This is a genomic window from Enterobacter sp. JBIWA005 (assembly GCF_019968805.1).
GTDB classification, from domain to species: domain Bacteria; phylum Pseudomonadota; class Gammaproteobacteria; order Enterobacterales; family Enterobacteriaceae; genus Enterobacter; species Enterobacter vonholyi.
The window spans coordinates 1724827-1749254 of sequence record NZ_CP074159.1 but is presented as its reverse complement, the minus strand read 5'-3'; the positions used below and the strand labels follow the sequence as shown (position 1 = coordinate 1749254).

The following is a 24428-nucleotide window of genomic DNA, read 5'->3' as shown; positions in this document are numbered from 1 at the left end:
ACTATCTGATTTGCTCACATATCGGGGCTAAAAACTGAAACAGTTCGCGCGAAGACCAGTGTTGTTGACCATACGCACGGACGGGCACAACAGGCATCAGCGCATTGCAGATGATGACTTCATCTGCGGCCTTTAGCGCGGCTTCTCCTGCACTAACTTCGACAACGCGAAAGTCAGAGCGTGCCAGCTGTTCCAGACAAAACTGACGCATTAACCCATTTACGCCAGCGTGTTCCAGCGACGGAGTGAACACCTCTCCCCCCTGCCGCCAGAATAAATTAGCCGCACAGCATTCCGTAATGAACCCTTCGCTGTCAAGAACCAGCGCCTCATCGGCGTCCGTCTGTTCAAGATGAGTACGAATGAGCACCTGCTCCAGGCGATTGAGATGCTTAAGCCCGGCCAGCATCGGGTTTCGTCCCAGTCGCACCGGGCTCAGCGTCAGCGTGACGCCGTCTTCTTGCCAGCGAGAATAATGCGCGGGATAAGCAGAAACGGAGAGGATACGCGTTGGGTTGAGATACGATGCAGCGCTATAACCCCGGCCACCACTGCCGCGGCTAATGATGACTTTGAGTACGCCGCTGTCCTTCCCCGTAGCCAGCTGGCACATTTCCTGGCGCAGCATGTCCCAGTGCGTAAAAGGGATCATTAGCTTTTCACAGCCATGCTGCAGGCGTCGAATATGCGCCTCCAGCAGGCAGACATCGCCATCCAGAATTCGCGCCGTCGTAAAGCAACCATCACCGAACTGTATCGCCCTGTCGCTGGCAGGCAGCGTGTCCTGCTCAAGGCCATTGATTAAAAACATGGTGGCTCCTTATGCGTGGGCGTTTAGTCTGGCAGGATGTCATGCAGCCGACAAGAAGATTAGCCTTAATAAAAAAGGCCCGGCAAGCGGACCTTTTTAAAAGCTATCGGGACGTCAGGATCAGATCTTTTTGAAGATCAGAGAACCGTTGGTGCCGCCGAAGCCGAAGGAGTTACACAGGGTGTACTCCATACCGCTAACCTGACGCGCTTCGTGAGGAACGAAGTCCAGATCGCAACCTTCATCCGGGTTATCCAGGTTGATGGTTGGCGGAACAGCCTGATCGCGCAGCGCAAGGATAGAGTAGATAGACTCTACTGCACCCGCCGCGCCCAGCAGGTGACCGGTCATGGACTTCGTGGAGCTCACCAGTACGCGGCTGGCAGACTCGCCGAAGATAGACTTAACCGCCTGAGCTTCAGCTTTATCGCCTGCAGGAGTAGACGTGCCGTGCGCGTTAACATAGCCAATCTGAGCCGGGGTAATACCCGCATCACGGATTGCGTTTTCCATCGCCAGCGCAGCACCTGCACCGTTCTCCGGAGGAGACGTCATGTGGTACGCATCGCTGCTCATACCAAAGCCAACGACTTCAGCATAAATTTTCGCACCGCGTTTTTTCGCGTGTTCGTACTCTTCCAGTACGATCATGCCCGCCCCGTCGCCCAGCACGAAGCCGTCACGGTCTTTATCCCACGGACGGCTTGCCGCCTGCGGGTTATCATTACGGGTAGACAGCGCACGGGCTGCGCCGAAACCGCCAACACCCAGCGGGGTACTGGCTTTTTCAGCACCGCCGGCAACCATAGCATCTGCATCGCCGTACGCAATAATGCGCGCGGCCTGGCCGATGTTATGTACGCCAGACGTACAGGCGGTCGCGATAGAAATGCTTGGCCCACGCAGGCCGAACATGATGGTCAGGTGACCTGCCACCATATTAACAATCGTGGACGGAACGAAGAACGGGCTGATCTTACGCGGGCCGCCATTCATCAGAGATGTATGATTTTCCTCGATCAGGCCAAGACCGCCAATGCCGGAGCCGATAGCGGCGCCGATACGGGTTGCGTTCTCTTCCGTAATCTCAAGGCCAGAATCCTGCATGGCCTGAACGCCAGCGACAATTCCATATTGAATGAAGGCATCCATCTTGCGCTGTTCTTTGCGCGAGATGATCTCTTCACAGTTAAAATCCTTTACTAAGCCAGCAAATTTCGTTGCATAGGCGCTAGTATCGAAATGGTCGATTAGGCTGATGCCGCTCTGACCGGCAAGGAGAGCTTTCCAGGTGGACTCTACGGTATTGCCGACAGGAGACAACATGCCAAGTCCGGTCACAACTACACGACGCTTAGACACGTTTGTCCTCCAGGGAGGGATAAAAAAAGAGATTCGTGGGACTAAAAAAGATAAAACTCAGGCGGTCGAATGACCGCCTGGAGATGTTCACTTACGCCTGGTGACCGTTGATGTAATCAATGGCAGCCTGAACGGTGGTGATCTTCTCAGCTTCTTCGTCCGGAATCTCAGTATCAAACTCTTCTTCCAGAGCCATTACCAGCTCAACGGTGTCAAGAGAATCTGCGCCCAGGTCTTCAACGAAGGAAGCGGAGTTCACAACTTCTTCCTGCTTAACGCCCAGCTGTTCGCCGATAATTTTCTTAACGCGTTCTTCGATAGTGCTCATACTCTTAAATTTCCTATCAAAACTCGCTTTCGCGATGGTTTTCGTAGTGTATAAAATGTTGAAAAATTTGCAACTAAATCCCGGCAGTTCTTACCACGATTTTACGTTATTTTGAGGCCTTTTACCCAAATAACGCAAATTTTTTTATCGTGGTTAAACCATATACATCCCGCCGTTGACGTGGAGGGTCTCACCAGTGATGTAACCCGCTTCGTCAGAGGCTAAAAATGCAACCGCACTGGCGATTTCTTTAGGGTCGCCAAGACGACCCGCCGGAACTGCCGCCAGCGTACCCGCACGCTGCTCATCAGTCAGCGCACGCGTCATGTCCGTTTCAATAAAGCCCGGAGCAACAACGTTTACCGTAATACCGCGGGACGCAACTTCACGCGCCAGCGACTTACTGAAACCAATCAGACCTGCTTTCGCCGCAGCGTAGTTAGCCTGACCAGCATTTCCCATGGTACCTACCACAGAACCGACAGTGATAATACGACCATGACGCTTTTTCATCATAGCGCGCATTACCGCTTTTGACAGACGGAATACAGATGACAGGTTGGTTTCGATGATATCGTTCCACTCGTCGTCTTTCATTCGCATTAACAGGTTATCGCGAGTGATCCCGGCATTGTTTACCAGAATATCCACTTCGCCAAACTCTGCGCGAATATTTTCCAGAACAGATTCGATAGATGCAGGTTCAGTCACATTCAGTACCAGACCTTTACCGTTTGCACCCAGATACTCGCTGATGGCCTGAGCGCCATTCTCGCTGGTTGCTGTACCAATCACCTTCGCGCCGCGCGCAACCAGTGTTTCAGCAATTGCACGCCCGATACCGCGGCTTGCGCCAGTGACCAGGGCGATTTTTCCTTCAAAACTCATGGTATTCCTCTTTTATTGCGAGAGTGCCGCTGACATCGCTTCCGGCTCGTTAATCGCCGAGGCTGTAAGGGTGTCAACAATACGTTTTGTCAGACCGGTGAGGACTTTACCTGGGCCGACTTCATACAGATGCTCAACGCCCTGTGCGGCCATAAACTCAACGGTTTTGGTCCACTGTACCGGGCTATAGAGCTGGCGAACCAGCGCGTCACGGATAGCTTCCGGCGCGGTTTCGCATTTCACATCGACGTTGTTCACGACAGAAATCGTCGGTGCGTTAAAGTTAATTTTTTCCAGCTCAACCGCCAGCTTCTCGGCAGCAGGCTTCATCAGCGCGCAGTGAGACGGCACGCTGACAGGCAGCGGCAGCGCACGCTTAGCGCCCGCTGCTTTACAGGCCGCACCGGCACGCTCAACCGCTTCTTTATGGCCTGCGATAACCACCTGACCCGGCGAGTTGAAGTTCACCGGCGAGACAACCTGGCCTTCAGCAGATTCTTCACACGCTTTTGCAATTGCAGCATCATCCAGACCGATAATGGCAGACATGCCGCCCGTGCCTTCCGGCACCGCTTCCTGCATGAATTTACCACGCAGTTCCACCAGACGTACCGCGTCAGCAAACGCGATCACGCCGGCGCACACCAGCGCAGAGTATTCACCCAGGCTATGGCCTGCAAGCAGCGCTGGCGCTTTACCGCCCTGCTGCTGCCAGACGCGCCACAGCGCAACAGATGCGGTCAGCAGCGCTGGCTGGGTCTGCCAGGTTTTGTTCAGCTCTTCGGCTGGCCCCTGCTGGGTCAGCACCCATAAATCATAACCCAGTGCATCAGAAGCTTCACGGAAAGTCTCTTCAATGACCGGATAGTTTGCTGCCATTTCAGACAACATCCCAACGGTTTGAGAGCCCTGGCCCGGGAACACAAAAGCAAATTGCGTCATTTTTTATTCCTTATCCTAGAAACGAACCAGCGCGGAACCCCAGGTGAACCCGCCACCGAAGGCTTCAAGCAAGACCAGCTGGCCCCGTTTGATTCGTCCATCGCGTACCGCTTCATCAAATGCGCACGGTACCGACGCCGCAGAAGTGTTGCCGTGACGATCCAGGGTCACAACAACGTTATCCATCGACATGCCCAGCTTTTTCGCGGTCGCGCTGATGATGCGCAGGTTCGCCTGATGCGGCACCAGCCAGTCGAGCGAGGAACGCTCAAGGTTATTCGCTTCCAGCGTTTCATCAACGATGTGTGCCAGCTCAGTCACCGCCACCTTGAACACCTCGTTCCCTGCCATGGTCAGGTAAATCGAGTTGTCCGGATTAACGCGATCGGCGTTAGGCAGAGTCAGCAGCTCGCCGTAGCTGCCATCAGCATGCAGATGCGTAGAGATGATACCCGGCTCTTCGGACTGCCCCAGCAGCACCGCGCCTGCGCCATCACCAAAAATAATGATCGTTCCGCGATCGGTTGGATCGCAGGTGCGCGCCAGCACGTCAGCACCGATCACCAGCGCATATTTAACGGCACCGGATTTCACGTACTGATCGGCAACGCTCAGCGCATAGGTGAAGCCTGCGCACGCTGCAGCGACGTCAAACGCCGGACAGCCTTTAATGCCGAGCATGTTTTGCACCTGGCACGCTGCACTTGGGAATGCATGCGTGGCAGACGTCGTGGCGACCACGATCAAACCAATCTGTTCTTTATCAATGCCCGCCATTTCGATAGCACGCTGTGCGGCTTCGTAACCCATGGTCGACACGGTTTCGTCTGGCGCGGCAATACGACGTTCACGGATACCTGTGCGCGTGACAATCCACTCGTCAGACGTATCTACCATTTTTTCCAGATCGGCGTTGGTACGCACTTGTTTTGGCAGGTAGCTGCCGGTACCTAAAATCTTCGTATACATGTACGCTCAGTCACTTTTAGCTAATACAGATTCCAGGCGAGCGGCAATCCGCTGAGGGACTTGTCGCTGCACCGCCTGCACTGCCTGTTCAATCGCGACAGCAAATGCTCGCTGATTGGCGGCGCCATGACTCTTAATCACGATGCCGCGCAATCCTAACAGACAGGCGCCATTATACTGGTCGGGGTTGAGGTGACTGAATCGCCGCGTCAGGCTCTTTTGTAGCCAACGCTTCAATAAAATGAGCCACCAGGCGCTTTTATTGCCTTCTCCCTGAGATTTCAGCAGAGAAAGAAACATGCGCACGACCCCTTCCATGGTCTTCAACGTGACGTTTCCGGTGAAGCCATCGCACACCAGAACATCCGTTTTCCCCGTCAACAACTCATTGGCTTCGAGATAACCAATATAGTTGATGGAGGGAACCTGTTTGAGCAATTCAGCCGCTTCGCGAATGCTGTCCAGGCCTTTGGTCTCTTCTTCACCAATGTTCAGTAACGCAACACGGGGAGTGTTGATCCCGACAACTTCTTCTGCCAGCACCGATCCCATCACGGCAAACTGTGCCAGCATAGTACTATCACAGTCGACGTTAGCGCCTAAATCGAGCACCACCGTCTTGCCCTTCTGCTGATGCGGTAATACCGTCACCAGCGCGGGGCGCTCAATACCTTCAATAGGTTTGAGCAGTAATTTCGACAGCCCCATCAGCGCGCCGGTATTCCCCGCGCTAACGCAAGCCTGGGCTCGCCCTTCTTTCACCAACTCCAGCGCTATCCGCATAGAGCTGCCACGACTATTGCGAATAGCCTGCGAGGGTCGGGCATCACTGGCAATAACTGACTGCGCAGGAATAATCTGCAGACGCGAACGTTGTTCAAAGTCAGCTTTTGCGAGTAATGGCGTGATTGCGTCGGGATTGCCGACTAAAAGAAGTGTGAGTTGCAAATTAGAATTCAGTGCCTGCAATGCTGCAGGCACTGTCACGGAAGGGCCAAAATCTCCCCCCATGACATCTAACGCCAGGGTTAGACGTGTCAAGGTATCGTCGCAGCCTGGTTCGGTAAATTCCCCGTTTACACGGGGAAATCCTCACTAAGCCTAATCACGCTTGCGCGTGATTACTTAGTGATAACCTTGCGGCCGCGGTAGAAACCGTCAGCGGTGATGTGGTGACGCAGGTGTTTCTCACCAGAAGTCTTGTCTACAGACAGGCTGGTAACTGCGGTCAGCGCGTCATGGGAACGACGCATGCCACGTTTGGAACGGGTTGGTTTATTCTGTTGTACGGCCATGGACCTTACTCCTCAATTACTTACGCTTTAAGCTGGCTAATACGGCAAATGGGTTTGGTTTTTGCGCTTCATCAGGCAGTTCCCCAAAGACCATGTCCGCCTCGGACACTTCACAGTGTTCAGAATCATGCACCGGAACTACTGGCAAGGTGAGGATGATTTCATCTTCAACCAGAGCCAGAAGATCGATTTCACCGAATTCGTTAACCTCAATCGGCTCATACGCTTCCGGGAGTGCTTCAGCCTGTTCCTCAGAACGGACCGGACTGAAACAATACGTTGTGTGAACATGCTGTACAAACGGTTTCCCGCAACGCTGACACTCGAGCGTTACCGTTACCTTCGCATCACCGGTTAAAACGGCGAGACGCTGGTTGTCGATAGCGAACGACATGGAGCATTCTACATCACTGTCCACACTGACTACGGATTCGGCAATACGCTCAGCCTGATCGGAAGTATAGATACCTTCATAATCGAGGCGTTTTTGAGCCGTACGAACCGGATCAAGAGTCAGGGGTAATTTTACCTTTTGCATAGGGCGCGCATATTAACTTTGTAACGTCATAGAGTCAAAGAAAAAGGCAACCAGAGCTGCCTTTTGCCAATTATTCGCACACATTGCGGCCTGTAGTTTAAAATGGCTGGCATCGATACGCTATATCTGGTGATAAAAATATGCCAAATCTCGTCCTTGCTTCCACGTCTCCCTATCGCCGAATGTTGCTGGAAAAGCTCGGGATCCCGTTTGAATGCGCCGCGCCAGAGGTTGATGAGACGCCACAGCCGGGTGAATCACCGCGTCATCTGGTGACGCGTCTCGCTAAAGAGAAAGCGCAGTCGCTGGCCGCACGTTACCCCGCACATTTGATTATAGGCTCCGATCAGGTTTGCGTACTGGACGGCGAAATCACCGGCAAGCCCCATACGGAGGAGAACGCCTGCCAGCAACTTCTGCGTGCACGAGGCAGTATCGTGACCTTTTATACCGGCCTGGCGCTTTACAACTCCGCTTCCGGTCATCTGCAAACTGAATGCGAACCGTTCGACGTGCACTTCCGCCATCTCAGCGAGCAGGAGATTATGGATTACGTGCGCCGCGAACGTCCGCTGAACTGCGCAGGAAGCTTTAAAAGTGAAGGCTTGGGGATTGCGCTTTTCGACAAGCTGGACGGTCGGGATCCCAACACCCTGGTGGGGTTACCGCTAATTGCCCTGTGTCAGATGTTACGACGAGAAGAGAGTAATCCGCTGACGATGTGACTGGAACGTTGCGGCCTGATGCCCTCACCCGCCCCTCTCCCACTGGGAGAGGGAGGAAGGCAAATCAGCCGCGCAGAACCTTAAGACAGCGTTTCAGCTGCTCATCCAGCGGCGCTTCAATACGGATCACTTCACCCGTATTAGGATGGGTAAACTTCAGCGCTGCCGCATGCAGGAACAGACGCGACAGCCCCGTTCCCGCCAGCTGCTTATCAAACTCGCGGTCGCCATAGCGGTCATCAAACGCAATTGGATGCCCTGCAAACTGCGTATGCACGCGGATCTGGTGGGTGCGGCCGGTCACCGGACTACAGCGCACCAGCGTGGCAAACTCATAGCGCTCTTCAACCTTAAAGCGCGTCTCAGACGGTTTCCCTTCCTGGCTCACGCGGACAATACGCTCACCGCTTTGCAGAATGTTCTTTAGCAGCGGCGCCTGCACCACTTTTACATGGGACTGCCACTGGCCGCGCACCAGCGCCAGATAGTCTTTCTGCATCCCTTTTTCACGCAGCTGTTCATGCAGAGAACGCAGCGCGGAACGCTTTTTCGCCACCAGCAGTACGCCAGAAGTATCGCGGTCAAGACGATGCACCAGTTCAAGGAAGCGCGCTTCCGGGCGCAGGGCACGCAGCCCTTCAATCACGCCGAAGCTCAGACCGCTACCGCCATGAACAGCCGTCCCTGACGGTTTATTCAGCACCAGAATGTGGTCGTCTTCATAAAGGATCACATCGCTCAGGGCCGCCACTTTCTGTAGCTTCGGTGATACGGTCTCTTCTTCACGCTCTGCCACACGCACCGGTGGAATACGCACTTCGTCACCGGCTTCGAGTTTGTACTCGGGCTTCACGCGTTTTTTGTTAACCCGCACCTCGCCCTTACGCAGGATGCGGTAAATCATGCTCTTTGGCACCCCTTTTAGCTGGGTGCGCAAAAAGTTATCGATACGCTGCCCCGCTTCATCTTCGGCGATGGCAACCATTTTTACGGCTGGAGTCTCTGTTTTCATGGTTGGCGATTCTAAATATCGCCAGCCATTAGCGCCACTCATTTTTCTATGCTTATATTTACTTTTATCCGGCCTGCTACCCGTTTCGCGCAACCGATTTGGTGGTTATTAAACCAATCTCCATTCTGAAGTGAAGAAACTGTGAGTAACCGGGTGATAATTGGTAAAAGTCATCTTGCTATAACCCGGCGAGCAGTGGAATAATGAGGCTGTTTTCCGTGTTAAATCCTGGTTAAGTAAGGATGTTGACGGAATGACCAATTTTGTCTGACCGATCATCCACGCAGCAATGGCGTAAGACGTATTGATCTTTCAGGCAGTTAGCGGGCTGCGGGTTGCAGTACTTCCCGGTATAAGGATTGTTCTCTGGAGAGTTCTACCCAGACAATTCCCCTGATAATTGCGCTGTGTTTCCGTATGAAATACAGGCAACCGACACTCTGCGCCTCTTAAGCGAGCGACAACCGTGAGGTTGGCGACGTGAACAGACACGAGGCCATCGGTTCATACCCCGGAAAGCGTCACCTTGCCCGCAGCTTTGTCGTCAATGTAAGAATAACGAGTAAGTTACGATGAAAAGAATGTTAATCAACGCAACTCAGCAAGAAGAGTTGCGTGTCGCCCTTGTGGATGGGCAGCGCCTGTACGATCTGGATATCGAAAGTCCTGGACACGAACAGAAAAAAGCGAACATTTACAAAGGTAAAATCACCCGCATTGAACCAAGCCTTGAAGCTGCATTTGTCGATTACGGTGCTGAGCGTCATGGTTTCCTCCCTCTGAAAGAAATTGCCCGCGAATATTTCCCTGCAAACTACAACGCCCATGGCCGCCCAAACATCAAAGATGTGCTGCGTGAAGGTCAGGAAGTTATCGTTCAGATTGATAAAGAAGAGCGTGGCAACAAAGGTGCCGCACTAACAACCTTTATCAGCCTGGCAGGGAGCTATCTGGTTCTGATGCCAAACAACCCGCGTGCGGGTGGCATCTCTCGCCGTATCGAAGGTGATGACCGTACCGAGCTGAAAGAAGCGCTGGCAAGCCTCGAGCTGCCTGATGGCATGGGGCTTATCGTGCGTACCGCAGGCGTTGGCAAATCCGCCGAAGCGCTGCAGTGGGACCTGAGCTTCCGTCTGAAGCACTGGGAAGCCATCCAGAAAGCAGCGGAAAGCCGCCCTGCTCCGTTCCTGATCCACCAGGAAAGCAACGTTATCGTGCGTGCCTTCCGTGACTACCTGCGTCAGGACATCGGTGAGATTCTGATCGATAACCCGAAAGTGCTTGAGCTGGCTCGCCAGCACATTGCCGCGCTGGGTCGTCCGGATTTCACCAGCAAAATTAAACTGTACACCGGCGAAATCCCACTGTTCAGCCACTATCAGATCGAATCCCAGATTGAGTCCGCCTTCCAGCGCGAAGTACGTCTGCCATCCGGCGGTTCTATCGTTATTGATACCACTGAAGCGCTGACCGCTATCGACATCAACTCCGCGCGTGCAACTCGCGGTGGCGATATCGAAGAGACTGCTTTCAACACTAACCTCGAAGCCGCTGATGAGATCGCCCGCCAGCTCCGCCTGCGCGACCTGGGTGGTCTGATTGTTATCGACTTCATCGACATGACCCCTGTTCGCCACCAGCGTGCGGTTGAAAACCGTCTGCGCGAAGCGGTGCGTCAGGACAGAGCGCGTATCCAGATTAGCCATATATCACGCTTTGGCCTGCTGGAGATGTCCCGTCAGCGCCTGAGCCCGTCCCTCGGTGAGTCCAGCCATCACGTTTGTCCGCGCTGCTCCGGCACCGGTACCGTGCGTGATAACGAATCTCTGTCCCTCTCTATTCTGCGTCTGATTGAAGAAGAAGCGCTGAAAGAGAACACCAAAGAGGTTCACGCGATTGTTCCTGTGCCAATTGCCTCCTACCTGCTGAACGAAAAACGTGCAGCAGTAAGTGCGATTGAAGCTCGCCAGGGTGGCGTTCGCTGCATTATCGTACCAAACGATCAGATGGAAACCCCGCACTACCACGTGCTGCGTGTCCGTAAAGGCGAAGAGACGTCAACGCTCAGCTACCTGCTGCCGAAGCTGCATGAAGAAGAGATGGCCCTGCCGTCCGATGAAGAGCCAGCCGAGCGCAAGCTGCCTGAGCAGCCTGCGTTAGCGACCTTCATTATGCCTGAAGCACCGCCTGAAGCAGCCCTGGAAAAACCGGCGGCCAAACCTGCGGCGCAGAAACCTGAAGCTGCGGTAGCAAAAGCCCAGCCGGCGCAGCCGGGTCTGCTGAGCCGCTTCTTCGGCGCGCTGAAGAAGATGTTTGCCGGTGAGGAAGTTCAGCCTGAGCAGCCGAAAGAAGAGCCAAAAGCGGCCAAGCCTGAGCGTCAGCAGGACCGCCGTAAGCGTCAGAACAACCGCCGCGACCGTAACGACCGCAGCGAGCGCAATGACCGCAGCGAGCGTCGTGACAACCGTGATAACCGCTCTGAGAATAACGAAGGCCGTGAGCAACGCGAAGACAACCGTCGCAACCGTCGCGAGAAACAGCAGCAGAATGTTGAAGATCGTGAAATTCGCCAGCAGGCGGGCGATGAGTCTGAGAAGAGCAAACAGCGTGACGACCAGCAGCCGCGCCGTGAACGCAACCGTCGCCGTAACGACGAGAAGCGTCAGGCACAGCAGGAAGTCAAAAACCTGAACCGCGAAGAGCCTGTTGAACAGCAGGACGGCGAGCAGGAAGAACGTACTCAGGTAATGCCACGTCGTAAGCAGCGCCAGCTTGCTCAGAAAGTTCGTTTCGCCTCCGAAGCAACCGAAGAGTCAGCAATTGTCCCGGTTGAAACCCGCGAGAGCGCAGCCGGTACTCAGCTTGCAAAAGTTGACCTGCCAGCCGTCGTTGATAACAACGTTGAGCAGGATGATAACGGTGAAAACCGTGATAACGCCGGCATGCCGCGCCGTTCACGTCGTTCCCCACGTCATCTGCGCGTCAGCGGCCAGCGCCGTCGTCGCTATCGTGACGAGCGTTACCCAACTCAGTCGCCAATGCCGCTGACCATAGCCTGTGCTTCACCAGAAATGGCCTCCGGCAAAGTCTGGATCCGCTACCCGGTAGCGCGTCCGGAGCAGGTTGTTGAAGAACAGCCAGTAACCGAAGAGGTTATTGCACCTGCGGCAGCGGTAGAAGAGGTCGTGACTGAAGCGGCAACCGTGGTGGAACCTCAGGCTGTTGAAACTGCAGCCCCTCAGGTAGCTGAAGTCGAAACCACGCATCCGGAAGTGATTGCAGCGCCGGTTGATGCCGCACCGCAGCTTATTGCTGAAGAAGATGTCGTGGTGGCTGAGGAAATCGCTGAAGAGGCTGAATCTGTAGCCGCAGTGGAAGACACCGCTGAAGCCATTGTCGAAACTACCACTGAAGAAGTCATTCAGGACGTTGAGATTCAGGTTGAGCCGGTTGTTGAAGAACCGAAAGCGCCTGAAGTGAAACCAGAGCCGGTTGTTTCTGCGCCAGCCGCTGCCCACGTGGCGACAGCACCAATGACGCGCGCTCCGGCGCCGGATTACGTGCCTGAAGCACCGCGTCACAGCGACTGGGTTCGCCCGGCCTTCAGCTTCGAAGGTAAAGGCGCAGCCGGTGGCCACAGTGCAACGCATCAGGCGACTGCACCGGCAACGCGTCCACAGTCTGTCGAATAACGACAAACGACGCTGAAAGTAAAAAGCCGACCCTCTGGTCGGCTTTTTTTATGGCTGCTGCACAGGCTTCCTCATCCCGGTCACCTCCGGCATGACCTGCCGCATCAACTCCAGAAAACGCCGCAAGCGTGCCGGATAATAACGGGACCAGGGATAAACCAGATGCACCGGTAGCGCCGCTGGCTGCCACTCCGGCAGCAAGTGCACCAGCCGCCCTTCCTGAATATCGTCCTGTACCGTCCAGCTGGAGACCACCGCTACGCCAAGCCCGGTGAGTGCAGTGTTACGTGCGACATAAAGGCTGTCGGTGCTGAGGCGTGGCGTAATAGCAATCCGCGCGGTGGCGGGCGAGGCATCGTGAAAAAGCTCCACATGGCGCTGGTAGAAAGAGCTGATGGCTATCCAGGGAAACTGCTGCAAATCCTCCGGCGCGTTAACCGTTGGAAAACGGGCCAGCAGTGCCGGTGAAGCCACCACCGAGCGCGGCACCTCCGCCAGCAGTACGGACACGGTCGCCGGATCGACCTCCACACCTACCCGAATAGCACAGTCCAGGTTGTCACCGAGGAAATCCGCCGACCGATCGTTGAGCATCCACTCAATCGAAAGCTGCGGATAGCGTTGCAAAAATTCGGTTACGGGTTTAAGAAGCTGATCCTGACCAAACGCGTGGGGAGCGCGCACCCGCAGCACGCCTACCGGCTCATCTTCCGTCTGCCCCACCTCATCTTCCAGCGCCAGCCAGCTGTCAATCACCCGACGGGCGTGCTGATAGCAGCGCTCGCCGTCATCCGTCAGCCGCGTCGTGTGGGTGGTGCGCAATATCAGGCGTACGCCCAGCATGGTCTCAAGCGACTGTAACCGTCTGCTCACAGTGGCCTGGGTGGTGGCCAGCTGCCGTGCCGCCGCAGAGAGAGAACCCGCCTCCACGATGCGAACAAACGTCCGCATTAACTCCACCCTGTCTATACGCTCAGCTCTTTTCATTGCTTTTTCACTTATACGTTCAACGTATAAGCGTTTTACCACCGTGCCCGCTACCGTCGCAAGGCGTACTGATAAAAAATATCCTCACACGACGAATGAGGAACTTCTTATGAACACAACAACCGCCGCCCATGCCGTGAGCCGCTGGGTGATTTTAATGCTGGCGATCGGTGCAGGTTTCAGCGTGGCATCAATCTATTATGCCCAGCCTCTGCTGCCGCTGATGGGCGCAGACCTTCATCTGAGTATCGAAGGAATGGGCATGGTCCCGACGCTCACCCAGGCGGGATATGCCCTGGGGATCCTGTTCCTGCTTCCGCTCGGCGATCGCCACGACCGCAGGACGTTAATCCTGATAAAGAGTGCGGCGCTGGCGCTGTTTCTTCTCGGCTGTAGCCTGACCGGGCAGATCCACTCTCTGCTGCTGGCAAGCCTGCTCATCGGCATGGCCGCCACCATGGCACAGGATATCGTCCCTGCCGCGGCCATCCTTGCGCCGGAAGGTAAACAGGGGAAAACCGTGGGCACGGTAATGACCGGGCTGCTGATGGGTATCTTATTATCAAGAACCGTGAGCGGCGTGGTGGGTGAAGCGTTTGGCTGGCGCGTCATGTACCAGTTGGCTGCGGCGAGCATTGCGTTCATCGGGGTGATGATGTGGTTTGTGCTTCCCCGTTTTGCCATTCACTCCACGCTGAGCTACCCCGCGCTGATGCGCTCAATGGAACACCTGTGGCGTCGCTATCCGGCGCTGCGCCGTGCGGCGCTGGCTCAGGGCTTTCTGTCGATTGCCTTTAGTGCCTTCTGGTCTACGCTTGCGGTCATGCTGCTTGAGCACTATCACCTGGGCAGTGCCGTAGCGGGTGGTTTTGGTATTGCAGGTGCCGCCGGTGCGTTAGCTGCCCCGCTGGCAGGAGGTCTGGCGGATAAACTGGGTGCAGGAAAAGTCACGCAGCTTGGTGCCGTTCTTGTGACCGTCTCATTTGCCCTGATGTTCCTGATGCCCGCGCTGGGCGTTCATGGACAGCTGATTCTGATCGCCATCTCTGCCGTCGGGTTCGACCTGGGTCTGCAGTCAAGCCTGGTCGCTCACCAGAACCTGGTATACAGCCTTGAACCACAGGCTCGAGGTCGTCTCAACGCCCTGCTCTTTACGGTGGTCTTTATCGGGATGGCGCTGGGTTCCGCGTTAGGCAGCAATATCTACTCGCTGGCTGGCTGGACGGGTGTGGTCGCGCTGGCGACAGCCTGTGGTGTCATTGCACTGGCAATTCGTCTGATTGAAAGCGCACGTGTCGCCTCCGCATCAGCAGAAGTTGCATAAAAAAAATGCCCAATCCAGGCGGATTGGGCAGTAAAACATGCCCAGTTTCAAGACATGTTCCAAGAGGTCAAGATGTTATTTGTTCAGCTGGAACAGAGACATGCCCTGCATATCGCTAAACGCTTTATAAGACGCCTGCAAGGCCGCCTGCTGCATGGTGTAAGAGGAAATCGCTTCGTTCCAGTCAACATCAACCAGGTCACTCATCTGCTTGGTCTGACCCAGCGCGCGGTCATCACCCAGCGTATCGAGTTTTTCCAGCTCGTTCATCTTGGTTCCCACATCCGCAACGACCGTCAGGACATTGTTCTGGGAGTTTTTGATGCCGATTTGCGCATTGGCAATCACCTGGCTTTGCGCCGTTGCAGCAGCCGGATCGTTTTCAATCGGTGTCTTCAGCGAGGCAATGGCAGAATCCAGGATTTTGAACATGTTTGTCTGGCCATATCCACCGCCCGGCAGCTGTTCTGCATTACTGGTAATGCTTTCGAAAATTTGCTGGCCGGTATGGCTAATCGTCATATTTCGCGCCGTATCAACCTGCTGCGTGATGGCCTCTGCGCCGCCGTTATAATCCCCGGTCGCGGCATCAAACGGTGCGCTTTCGGTTTTGTATCCCGCAAAGATAAAGCGACCATTACCATCCGTCGTGTTGGCCAGGTTCATAAGCTGATCGCGGATCCCCTGAATATCGGTCGCCAGAGAGAGACGGTCGTCATCGCTTAACGTGCCGTTAGACGCGTAAACGAGCTTCTCGCGCACGCTCGAGATCGCGGTGTTGACCTGGGTTAACACGTTATCTTCCAGCGAGACCTTCTGCGTTGCAAAGGTACGCGCGAGCGCAAACTGGCTGTTTTGCGACTGAGACTGTGACAGAACGATGGCCTGCGATGCGGCGATAGGATCGTCCGAAGGACGATTGACGCGCTTGCCGGTGGACATCTGCTCACCGTAGCTCAGCCATCTGCTCTGGGAATCGGTGATCCCACGCATGTTCTGCTCGTACATCATCTGGGTGCTAATACGCATTGTTCACCTCAACCTTAACGAATGTTGATAATTGCATCGAAGAGCGTACTGGCAGTCTGGAGAACCTGGGCGTTCGCCAGGTAATACTGCTGATAACGCTGCAAATTGCCATACTCTTCGTCGAGGTTTACCCCAGAGATGGTCTGCTGCTGCTTGATTAACTGCGTCTCCACGTTGGCTTTCGTCTGGCTGCTCACCTTCAGTGACGCCGTTGAGCTACCGACGGTACTGACGAGAGAGGCATACGCATCGTTGAAGGTTTTGTTTCCACCCACCACTTTGCCGTTTTGCAGATCGAGCAGTTTTTGGCCATTACGGTTATCACTCTCGCCGCCGTTCTGCACCGATGCCATCGCCAGCTTGGACTCGTCGCTGATCGCGAGTTCCATGTTCATGATGACGTTGGAAACAGGCTTCACGGTAAAGCTGTCTTTGGTGTTTGCCGTACCGCTCACGTTGACGTTAAGGCCATCAAACGACAGATTGCCGCTGGCATCCGGGCTCATCGTAAAGCTGGTTTTGTCTGAAGTACGGGTAACCGTCCAGTCAGTGCCGTTAAACTGCAGCTTATAGTCTGTCGCCTGGACCTGCTTGCTGTCCGCTACAGAAGCCGTAACAACCGCCGAACCGCCGTTCTTGCTGCTGGACAGGACCGCCGGAGAGCCGAAGTTGAACAGCTTACCGCCCGCATCACCGTTCGCATCAAAGCCGGCTTCATGCTGCGTGTTCATTGAATCTGCAAAGGCCAGCGCCATCTGGTTCAGGGTGTTACGAGCTTTATCAAGATCTTCCGTGCGGAAGGTCAGTAAACCGCCCAAAGAACCGGTGGTAATCATCTTCTCCGGGATCTCGACATTACCCGCTACGTCGTCGACATAGGCCACGGTGGTACGAGCCGGATCTGCACTCGACTTCACGGCAGCCAGCTGGTTGGCTTTGCTGCCCTGAACCAGGCTGTAACCATTGCCGAAAGAGATGTTAAACGTACCGCTATCCTGAACAGACACTTCCACGCCGACGATTTTGTTCAGCTCATTGACGAGCTGATCGCGCTGGTCGAGCAGATCGTTAGGCGATGCGCCCGCACCGACGCCGGTCAGACGAGAGATCTGATCGTTCAGGTTCGCAATCTGTTTGGCATAGTTGTTGATCTGAGACACGCTGGTCCCAATGGCGGTATTGACCTGCGTATCCTGATCGCGCAGATACTGATCGTTGGTTTTGAACTGATTGACCAGACCACCCGCTTTACCCAGCACCGTCTGACGTGCAGCCGGGTCTTCCGCGTTGCTCACCAGCGTTTGCAGGCTTTTGAAGAAATCCTGCAGGGTGGTGGAGAGCGAGTTGGTGGTATCAGAGAGCACATCGTCGATTTTTGACATCTGCTGATAGCGCGTCGTCAGACCGCTGCTCTGCGTCTGCGCGGCGCGCAGCTGGTTGGTGATGAAGGCGTCATACTCACGCTGGACACCGGAGACATACACCCCGTTACCCACCCAGCCACCGCCGGTCAGCGTGCTGTTAGATGCGCCCAGCACCGTGGTCTGGCGGGTGTAACCTGCCACGTTATAGCTTGAAATATTATTACTGACGGTATTGAGTGCCGACTGCGCAGCACTGAGGCCACTCATGGCGCTGTTAATCAAACTGGACATGGGGGTTCCTTTTATACGTTCAGACACGAGTCCTGATGAAGGTTATCGGCAACCTCCACCGGGACTTGAGAACTTTCAGAACAGATTTTCAATATCTGTGCTATAGGCTTTGCTGACTTTCTCGCCCATGGATTTCAGCTGCTGGATCATGCTGGTGAGCTTGCGTGCATAGTTCGGGTCAGTCGCGTAGCCCGCGTTTTGTAAGGCCTGAGCGCCCTGCTCCGCCGTCGCCGCCTGCGTAACGGCGGTATAACGCGGATTTCGGCTCAGCAGGCCAACGTAGTCGGACAATGCTTCCAGATAAGAGCTGTAGACGCGGAATTTTGCTTTGACCTTCACCGCCGCACCGTTCTCGTATTCGGTGGTCGTGATCTCCGTTGTTGGCCCCTTCCAGCTGGAGGTGGCCTTCACGCCGAAGATGTTGAAGCTCGGCTCGCCGTTTTCCTTGCGGATCTGGCGCTGGCCCCAGCCCGACTCCAGCGCGGCCTGCGCCAGAATCAGATGATGCGGCACGCCGCTCTGTTCGCTGGCAAGGCGCGCGGGCAGAGAAAGCTGCGCCAGGAAGTCTTTGCTGTCACCGGAGAGCGGCTCATCGCCGCTGCCCGTGGCTTTTGGCATCGCTTTACGCACCATTTGCGTCAGAGCCTGGTTCTGATAACTGGTCACCGTTTCCAGGTCGAACTTCATCGGCACCTGCTGCGTCTGTTCCTGAGGCTGAATGCCCTGCGCGGCTTCGGTCTGTTTCACAATCATGTCAGCCAGACCGAGGCCTTTACCGGCGGTCATCTGCTGCGCAATCTGCTGGTCATACATGCTGGTGTAGAGACGCGTTGAATCACTGCTGAACATCCCGTCTTTCGGCAGGGTTTCACGCATGCTTTTCAGCATCATCTGTACAAACATCCCTTCCACCTGGCGGGCGACCGGGCGGATGTTCGCCGCCGGGTCTTTTCCTGCTTTGGTTTTCAGTTCGTTGAGCGACTGGGCATCCCAGGCTGCACTGGTCAACAGTTTGCTATCGGTCAGCATTAGATGATTTCCAGTTTGGCGCGCAGGCAGCCCGCGCTTTGCATGGATTGCAGAATGGACATCAGATCCATCGGCGTTGCACCCAGGGCGTTCAGGGCTCGCACCACGCTGTTCAGGTTGGCACTGGAGCGAACGCTCTGCAGCGACCCGCCGCTCTGACGCATATCAATCTGCGTTTGCGGCGTCACCACCGTCTGACCGCCACCAAATGGCGTATTCGGCTGGCTCACGTTCGCGGAGCGGTTTACCGTTACGGAGAGGTTGCCCTGCGCTACGGCACAGCTGTCCAGCGACACTTCCCGGTTCATGACCACCGAGCCGGTACGGGAGTTGATGATCACCTTGGCATCCTGAACCGGAACGTTCACTTCCATATTCTGGATATCTGCCAGCATGCGCACCTGGTTGCTGCTGCCGGTAGAGGTACGGATCTGCACGGTGCGCGCATCGAGTGCCGTTGCATTACCGTAGCCTCGGCTGCGGTTGATGGTATCGGCAATTTGCTGCGCCATGGTGAAGTCTTCATTATTGAGCTGCAGGTTGATGGTGTTGCCCGCGCCAAACTGGGTCGGCAGTTCACGCTCAATGATCGCCCCGTTGGTGATACGTCCACCGTTAAGCTGGTTCACCTGCACGCTGCTTCCGCCTGCGGAAGCGCCCGCACCGCCAACCAGAATGTTCCCCTGCGCCAGCGCATAGACCTGGCTGTCGACGCCTTTCAGCGGGGTCATCAGCAGCGTACCGCCGCGCAGGCTTTTGGCGTTACCCATTGAGGAGACCACCACGTCAATGGTCTGCCCCTGACGAGCAAACGCCGGGTAGGACGCGGTGACCATTACCGCGGCCACGTTTTTCAGCTGCATGTTAGTTCCCGCCGGCACGGTAATGCCGAGCTGGGAAAGCATGTTGTTCAGACTTTGGGTAGTGAACGGCGTCTGGGTGGTCTGGTCACCGGTACCATCCAGGCCAACCACCAGGCCATAGCCAATCAGGGAGTTTTCACGTACTCCCTGAACGCTGGTGAGGTCGCGAATACGGTCAGCCTGGGCAAATGTTGCCACCAGCGCGAGCGCCACGGCGAAGATCGATTTAAACATGGGTCACCTCGCTTACATTGGCGATAAATTAAGGAAGAAGCGCTGCAGCCAACCCATATTTTGCGCTTCATTGATATAGCCGTTCCCGACGTACTCAATGCGCGCATCCGCCACCTGGGTAGATGGAACGGTGTTGGTGCCGCTGATGGTGCGAGGGTTAACCACGCCCGAGAAGCGAATGAATTCAGTGCCCTGGTTGATGGCGATCTGTTTTTCACCCACAACGTGCAGGTTGCCGTTAACCAGTACCTGGTCAACCGTGACCGTCAGCGTGCCGCTGAAGGTGTTGCTGGCGTTGGCACCGCCTTTACCGTTAAAGGTGTTGCCGCCGGAGGCCTCAACATCCGCACGGGCATTGCCGAACAGGCCCTGCAGATAGCGTGGCACGGTATCGAAGCCAAAATTGGTTTTGCCATCGCGGCTGGCGTTCGCCGACGAGCTCTTGCTCGCGCTGACATTTTCCTGCAGCACAATGGTCAATGTATCGCCGACGTTACGCGGGCGGCGATCTTCAAACAGCGGCTGATAGCCGTAATTAATCGGCTGCGCGGTCTGGAAAATGGAGCCGTTTACCACTGGCGCGGGGCCAGGAACGGGTTGGGCAGTCGTCGCACCCTGGACCAATGGTTTAGACGGGATCAAAGCACACCCGCTAAGGGTGACAGCCAGAACAGTCAGTATCGGATAACGAAACGCCGCGTTTTTTTGCATTGCCTTCATCTTCGAAAACAGGGAGCCGGCGCGGCGTTTACCGCACCGGGCTACACCTTAGAGTTGCGTCAGTTTCTGCAGCATCTGGTCGGTCGTCGACACTGCTTTACTGTTAATTTCATACGCGCGCTGGACCTGGATCATATTCACCAGCTCTTCCGCCACGTTCACGTTGGACGTTTCAACATAACCCTGGTACAGCAGACCCGCGCCGTTCAGACCCGGGGTGCTCTCATTCGGCGTACCGGAGGATTGCGTTTCGGTGTAGAGGTTCTCACCAATGCTTTCCAGACCGGTATCGTTCATGAAGGTGGTCAGGTTGAGCTGCCCGACCTGAACCGGCGCGGCCTGTCCCTGCTGGGTCACGCTGACCACACCGTCACGTCCAATGGTGATGCTCAGGGCGTTCGCCGGGATGGTAATCGCAGGCTGAACCTGGAAACCGCCCGCCGTCACCAGTTGGCCGTTCTGATCGACCTGGAACGAACCGTCGCGGGTGTAGGCAGAGGTCCCGTCAGGCAGCTGCACCTGGAAGAAGCCCTGGCCTTTGATTGCCACGTCTTTACTGTTGTTGGTCTGAGACAGGTTGCCCTGGCTGTGCAGACGTTCGGTGGCCACCGGACGAACACCGGTACCGATCTGCAGGCCCGAAGGCAGCGTCGTCTGTTCAGAAGACTGCGCGCCCGGCTGGCGGATGGTTTGATAAAGCAAATCTTCGAAAACGGCACGCTGACGCTTGAAACCATTGGTGCTCACGTTTGCCAGGTTGTTGGCAATCACGTCCATATTGGTTTGCTGGGCGTCCAGGCCAGTTTTCGCGATCCATAAAGAACTGATCATAAGGAGTCCTGTTAACTCATAGCCAGAAGTTGGTTAGCCTTGCCCGCGTTTTCATCCACGCTGCTGATGATCTTCATCTGCATTTCAAAACGACGGGCGCTGGCGATCATGTCGGTCATGGCTTCGACCGGCTTGACGTTACTGCCTTCCAGAACGCCGGACATCACGCGGATGCTCGGATCGGCCTGTAACGTGGCGCCACGCGTCGCCTGAGCCGCCTGGGTCAGACGGAACATGCCATCGTCGCCACGCTGCACGTCTTTGGCTTCCGCCTTCACCAGCTTCAGACGTCCGACGGGCGCAACGGTGTTGGCCGGGTCGCCCGGGTTCAGCGCCGAAATGGTGCCGTCCGCAGCGATAGTGAGCTCAGAGCCTTCCGGCACGGTCAGCGGACCCGCTTCCCCCATCACCGGATGCCCCTGAATCGTCAGCTGGCCCGTCGCGCTCACCTGAATGTTGCCGTTACGGGTATAGCCTTCGCTGCCGTCCGCCGTTTGCACCGCCAGCCAGCCGTCCTGCTGCAGGGCAACGTCCAGCGGGCGTGAGGTGTAATCCATCTGCCCTGGCGTCATATCGGCGCCAGGGGTTGATGCTGTCACCAGCGTACGGGTCGGCAGGGAAAGCCCTTCTACCGGCACCGCGCGCAGCGCATTAAGCTGGGCGCGAAAGCCCGGCGTTGAGGCGTTTGCCAGGTTGCTGGCGGTAACGGCCTGCTGATTGAGCGTCTGACTTGCCGCGCCCATCGCGGTATATATTGCGTGATCCATTGCGCTTTCCTGTTAGCCGCTTAACGCAGGTTAACCAGCGTGTTGAGGATCTGGTCCTGGGTTTTGATGGTCTGCGCGTTCGACTGATAGTTACGCTGCGCGACGATCATGTTCACCAGTTCTTTACTCATATCCACGTTGGAGGCTTCCAGCGCGCCGTTGGTCAGCTTGCCGAAGTTACCGGTGCCCGCGGTACCCAGCAGCGCCACGCCGGAAGACTGTGTGGCAGACCAGACGTTGTCGCCTTCAGACTTCAGGCCTTCGTTGTTGGCGAAGTTTGCCAGCACGATCTGACCCAGAACCTGAGACTGTTCGTTAGAGTAGCTTCCCACCACGGTGCCATCGTCGTTGATCTGGTAGCTCACCAGGTCGCCAGGCTTGTAGCCGTTCTGATTGGTTGCCACCACGCTGTTTGCACCGGTGTTCTGCTGCATGGAGTTCTGGAAACTCAGGGAGAAGGTCGCCGCCGTCGCACCGCTGACAGAACCCGTGGTGATGTTAATGGCCGGCGTGGCGTTTGGCGCTGCGCTCAGCACGCCCGCTGCGTCGTAGTTATAGACACCCGCCAGGTTACCGTTCGCATCAAAGTTCATCTGCGCCGCTTTCGTCGCAGCAGAACCCGCAACGCTGCCGTCCTGAGTGTAAAGATCCCATTTATTGTTGGCCGTCTTAACGTAGTAGACGTACATGTTATGGGCGTTACCCTGGCTGTCGAATACGGTCACGGTACCTTTTTTGTTATAGGTATCCGGGTTGGTCGCATCGAAGGGGGCGGTTTGAACAGGATCGGTTGAGTTCAGGTTGATCTGCTGCGTGGCGGTGGTGGTTGATTTCGCCGCCATCAGGGTATTCGGGATAGTAATCGCCTGAGGATTCGCACCGGTCTGAACGGTTGGAGGCGTTCCTGCTGCCGGGTAGCCCGTCAGCTGCATGCCCTGCATGTTAACCAGCGTACGGTTTTCATCCAGTTTGAACTGGCCGTTACGGCTGTAGAACACAGAACCGTTAGAATCGACCATACGGAAGAACCCGTTCTGGCTGATGGCAACGTCCAGGCCACGGCCGGTGTTGGTGGTGGTGCCGTCGCTAAAGTCCTGAGTGATGCCTGCAACTTTTACGCCCAGACCCACTTTGGAACCGGCAAACATGTCTGCAAAAGAAGCAGAACCGGATTTAAAACCATAGGTCGCGGAGTTGGCGATGTTGTTGCCAATGACGTCCAGGTTGGTGGCCGCAGCATTCAGGCCGCTGACCGCTTGAGAAAAGGCCATGACTTACTCCTGATAAGTGTTAAGGCTTAGATAATCTGCCGAACTTCGTCGAGTGTGGTGGAACCAGAGGTTCCCAAATCCAGTTTGTTGCCGTCGCTTCCTTTAATCACGCCCTGGACCAGCGCGAACTGCAGCGGCTGCGCCACCAGCTGGGTCGTCCCGTTGCTGGCGCTGATCGCTACTTTGTAAGAACCGTTTGGTGCTTTAGTGCCGTCGGTCAGGCTGCCATCCCACGTAAAGGTGTGAACGCCCGCCTTCAGCTCACCGATATCAATGGTGCGCACGACCGTGCCGTTGCTGTCGGTAATGGTTGCGGTAACTTTCTCCGCCGCCTGCTGCAGCTCAACGCCAAACGGCGTGGTGGTCGTTGTGGTGTTCCCTTCAGTGGTGCTGGTGCCCGCCAGAATCGTGGTTCCAGGGATCATCACCCCGTGACCAATCAGGCTCGCTGCCTGCAGAGACTGGCTGCTGCCAATCTGGCCGGAAACGGCACCGAGGGTAGTGTTGAGCTTCTCAATGCCGCTCACGGTGCTGATCTGCGCAAGCTGCGTGGTCAGTTCGTTATTCTGCATTGGGTTGGTGGGATCCTGGTTCTTAAGCTGCGCCACCAGCAGCGTCAGAAAGCTGCCCTGAAGATCGGAGGCATTGCTCCCGGTCAGGGAGTTAGAACCCGTCGTACTCTTCGTGTTATTAACACCCGAGTTCGTAGGATCATTCACATTTACGGCGATGGACATGCATGTCTCCTTTACTGGCCGAGAGTGAGTGTTTTGAGCATCATGCTCTTCACGGTATTAAGCACTTCGACGTTGGCCTGGTAGCTACGGGACGCCGACATGGAGTTCACCATCTCACCCACCACATCCACGTTTGGCATTTTCACGTATCCGCTGGCATCCGCGAGCGGATTACCCGGCTCATACATCAGCCTGTCCGGCGCCTGGCTCTCTACCACATCAGACACCTTCACACCGCCCGTCGCAGCGCCTGGCGCCGCATCGACCTGAAAGACAACCTGTTTGGCACGATAAGGCTGGCCGTCGGGTCCGGTTACGCTGTCGGCGTTCGCCAGGTTACTGGCGGCCACGTTCAGGCGTTTGGACTGCGCGGTTAACGCCGAACCGGCAATATCAAAAATATTCAACAAGGCCATCTA

24 protein-coding genes are annotated in these 24428 nt (G+C 55.8%); 3 read left to right on the top strand and 21 right to left on the bottom strand.

Going from position 1 to position 24428, the window contains the following annotated elements:
- Window position 1: 1 nt before the first annotated feature.
- The 9 genes from pabC to yceD all read right to left on the bottom strand — a co-directional run bounded on the left by pabC (window position 2) and on the right by yceD (window position 7133).
- Entirely contained in the window at window positions 2-811 is an 810-nt protein-coding gene (pabC, locus tag KGP22_RS08270; protein ID WP_111965542.1) for an aminodeoxychorismate lyase, read from the bottom strand.
- A 120-nt stretch (window positions 812-931) separates the two neighbouring features.
- The gene (fabF, locus tag KGP22_RS08265) at window positions 932-2173 is read right to left on the bottom strand and encodes a beta-ketoacyl-ACP synthase II (RefSeq protein ID WP_032639670.1); all 1242 of its coding nucleotides are present in this window, start codon (window positions 2171-2173) and stop codon (window positions 932-934) included.
- 91 nt (window positions 2174-2264) lie between these two features.
- Window positions 2265-2501 carry an acyl carrier protein gene (gene acpP, locus KGP22_RS08260; protein ID WP_003857954.1) on the bottom strand — a complete coding sequence of 79 codons (237 nt, stop codon included), beginning with the start codon at window positions 2499-2501 and terminating at the stop codon, window positions 2265-2267.
- Window positions 2502-2654: 153 nt separating this feature from the next.
- Window positions 2655-3389 (bottom strand): 3-oxoacyl-ACP reductase FabG, encoded by a 735-nt coding sequence (gene fabG / locus KGP22_RS08255; protein ID WP_008500795.1) that lies wholly within the window; start codon window positions 3387-3389, stop codon window positions 2655-2657.
- A gap of 12 nt (window positions 3390-3401) precedes the next feature.
- A complete protein-coding gene (gene fabD, locus KGP22_RS08250) occupies window positions 3402-4331 on the bottom strand; it encodes an ACP S-malonyltransferase (RefSeq protein ID WP_223581875.1) in 930 nt (309 codons plus the stop codon).
- Window positions 4332-4346: 15 nt separating this feature from the next.
- Window positions 4347-5300: a beta-ketoacyl-ACP synthase III gene (locus tag KGP22_RS08245; protein ID WP_115874729.1), complete on the bottom strand. Its 954-nt coding sequence runs from the start codon at window positions 5298-5300 to the stop codon at window positions 4347-4349.
- Between the two features lie 6 nt (window positions 5301-5306).
- Complete coding sequence (gene plsX, locus KGP22_RS08240) at window positions 5307-6341, bottom strand: phosphate acyltransferase PlsX (protein WP_223581874.1); 1035 nt, start codon at window positions 6339-6341, stop codon at window positions 5307-5309.
- Window positions 6342-6421: 80 nt separating this feature from the next.
- Window positions 6422-6595 (bottom strand): 50S ribosomal protein L32, encoded by a 174-nt coding sequence (gene rpmF, locus KGP22_RS08235; protein ID WP_003857964.1) that lies wholly within the window; start codon window positions 6593-6595, stop codon window positions 6422-6424.
- Window positions 6596-6611: 16 nt separating this feature from the next.
- Window positions 6612-7133: a 23S rRNA accumulation protein YceD gene (yceD, locus tag KGP22_RS08230; protein ID WP_223581864.1), complete on the bottom strand. Its 522-nt coding sequence runs from the start codon at window positions 7131-7133 to the stop codon at window positions 6612-6614.
- Between the two features lie 140 nt (window positions 7134-7273).
- On the opposite strand from yceD, the gene KGP22_RS08225 reads away from it, so the two are divergent.
- Entirely contained in the window at window positions 7274-7858 is a 585-nt protein-coding gene (locus KGP22_RS08225) for a nucleoside triphosphate pyrophosphatase (protein ID WP_111965540.1), read from the top strand.
- 64 nt (window positions 7859-7922) lie between these two features.
- Here KGP22_RS08225 and rluC read toward each other — a convergent pair whose 3' ends face one another.
- Entirely contained in the window at window positions 7923-8870 is a 948-nt protein-coding gene (rluC, locus tag KGP22_RS08220) for a 23S rRNA pseudouridine(955/2504/2580) synthase RluC (RefSeq protein WP_021240761.1), read from the bottom strand.
- Window positions 8871-9442: 572 nt separating this feature from the next.
- On the opposite strand from rluC, the gene rne reads away from it, so the two are divergent.
- On the top strand, window positions 9443-12562 hold the full coding sequence (gene rne / locus KGP22_RS08215) for a ribonuclease E (protein WP_223581862.1): 3120 nt from the start codon (window positions 9443-9445) through the stop codon (window positions 12560-12562).
- Window positions 12563-12610: 48 nt separating this feature from the next.
- Here the strand turns inward: rne and KGP22_RS08210 are convergent, their stop codons facing one another.
- Entirely contained in the window at window positions 12611-13549 is a 939-nt protein-coding gene (locus KGP22_RS08210) for a LysR family transcriptional regulator (protein ID WP_223581860.1), read from the bottom strand.
- A 109-nt stretch (window positions 13550-13658) separates the two neighbouring features.
- Here KGP22_RS08210 and KGP22_RS08205 point away from each other — a divergent pair, with 109 nt between their 5' ends.
- A complete protein-coding gene (locus KGP22_RS08205) occupies window positions 13659-14873 on the top strand; it encodes an MFS transporter (protein ID WP_111965537.1) in 1215 nt (404 codons plus the stop codon).
- Between the two features lie 75 nt (window positions 14874-14948).
- Here the strand turns inward: KGP22_RS08205 and flgL are convergent, their stop codons facing one another.
- From flgL to flgC, 10 genes are all read right to left on the bottom strand, one after another.
- A complete protein-coding gene (gene flgL / locus KGP22_RS08200) occupies window positions 14949-15902 on the bottom strand; it encodes a flagellar hook-associated protein FlgL (protein ID WP_033145208.1) in 954 nt (317 codons plus the stop codon).
- A gap of 14 nt (window positions 15903-15916) precedes the next feature.
- Entirely contained in the window at window positions 15917-17557 is a 1641-nt protein-coding gene (gene flgK, locus KGP22_RS08195; RefSeq protein WP_111965536.1) for a flagellar hook-associated protein FlgK, read from the bottom strand.
- A 75-nt stretch (window positions 17558-17632) separates the two neighbouring features.
- Window positions 17633-18586, bottom strand: a complete 954-nt coding sequence (gene flgJ, locus KGP22_RS08190; protein ID WP_111965535.1) for a flagellar assembly peptidoglycan hydrolase FlgJ — start codon at window positions 18584-18586, stop codon at window positions 17633-17635.
- Window positions 18586-19683: a flagellar basal body P-ring protein FlgI gene (locus KGP22_RS08185; protein WP_029740346.1), complete on the bottom strand. Its 1098-nt coding sequence runs from the start codon at window positions 19681-19683 to the stop codon at window positions 18586-18588. Before KGP22_RS08185 ends, flgJ begins: the two co-directional genes overlap by 1 nt.
- A 12-nt stretch (window positions 19684-19695) precedes the next feature.
- Window positions 19696-20394, bottom strand: a complete 699-nt coding sequence (gene flgH, locus KGP22_RS08180) for a flagellar basal body L-ring protein FlgH (protein WP_023311139.1) — start codon at window positions 20392-20394, stop codon at window positions 19696-19698.
- Between the two features lie 57 nt (window positions 20395-20451).
- Window positions 20452-21234: a flagellar basal-body rod protein FlgG gene (flgG, locus tag KGP22_RS08175; RefSeq protein ID WP_008500810.1), complete on the bottom strand. Its 783-nt coding sequence runs from the start codon at window positions 21232-21234 to the stop codon at window positions 20452-20454.
- An 11-nt stretch (window positions 21235-21245) separates the two neighbouring features.
- A complete protein-coding gene (locus tag KGP22_RS08170) occupies window positions 21246-22001 on the bottom strand; it encodes a flagellar basal body rod protein FlgF (RefSeq protein ID WP_033145205.1) in 756 nt (251 codons plus the stop codon).
- 20 nt (window positions 22002-22021) lie between these two features.
- On the bottom strand, window positions 22022-23272 hold the full coding sequence (gene flgE / locus KGP22_RS08165; RefSeq protein ID WP_111965534.1) for a flagellar hook protein FlgE: 1251 nt from the start codon (window positions 23270-23272) through the stop codon (window positions 22022-22024).
- 26 nt (window positions 23273-23298) lie between these two features.
- Window positions 23299-24009 carry a flagellar hook assembly protein FlgD gene (gene flgD, locus KGP22_RS08160; RefSeq protein WP_111965533.1) on the bottom strand — a complete coding sequence of 237 codons (711 nt, stop codon included), beginning with the start codon at window positions 24007-24009 and terminating at the stop codon, window positions 23299-23301.
- Between the two features lie 11 nt (window positions 24010-24020).
- Window positions 24021-24425, bottom strand: coding sequence for a flagellar basal body rod protein FlgC (gene flgC / locus KGP22_RS08155; protein ID WP_223581858.1), 405 nt, complete (start codon window positions 24423-24425; stop codon window positions 24021-24023).
- Window positions 24426-24428: the final 3 nt, after the last annotated feature.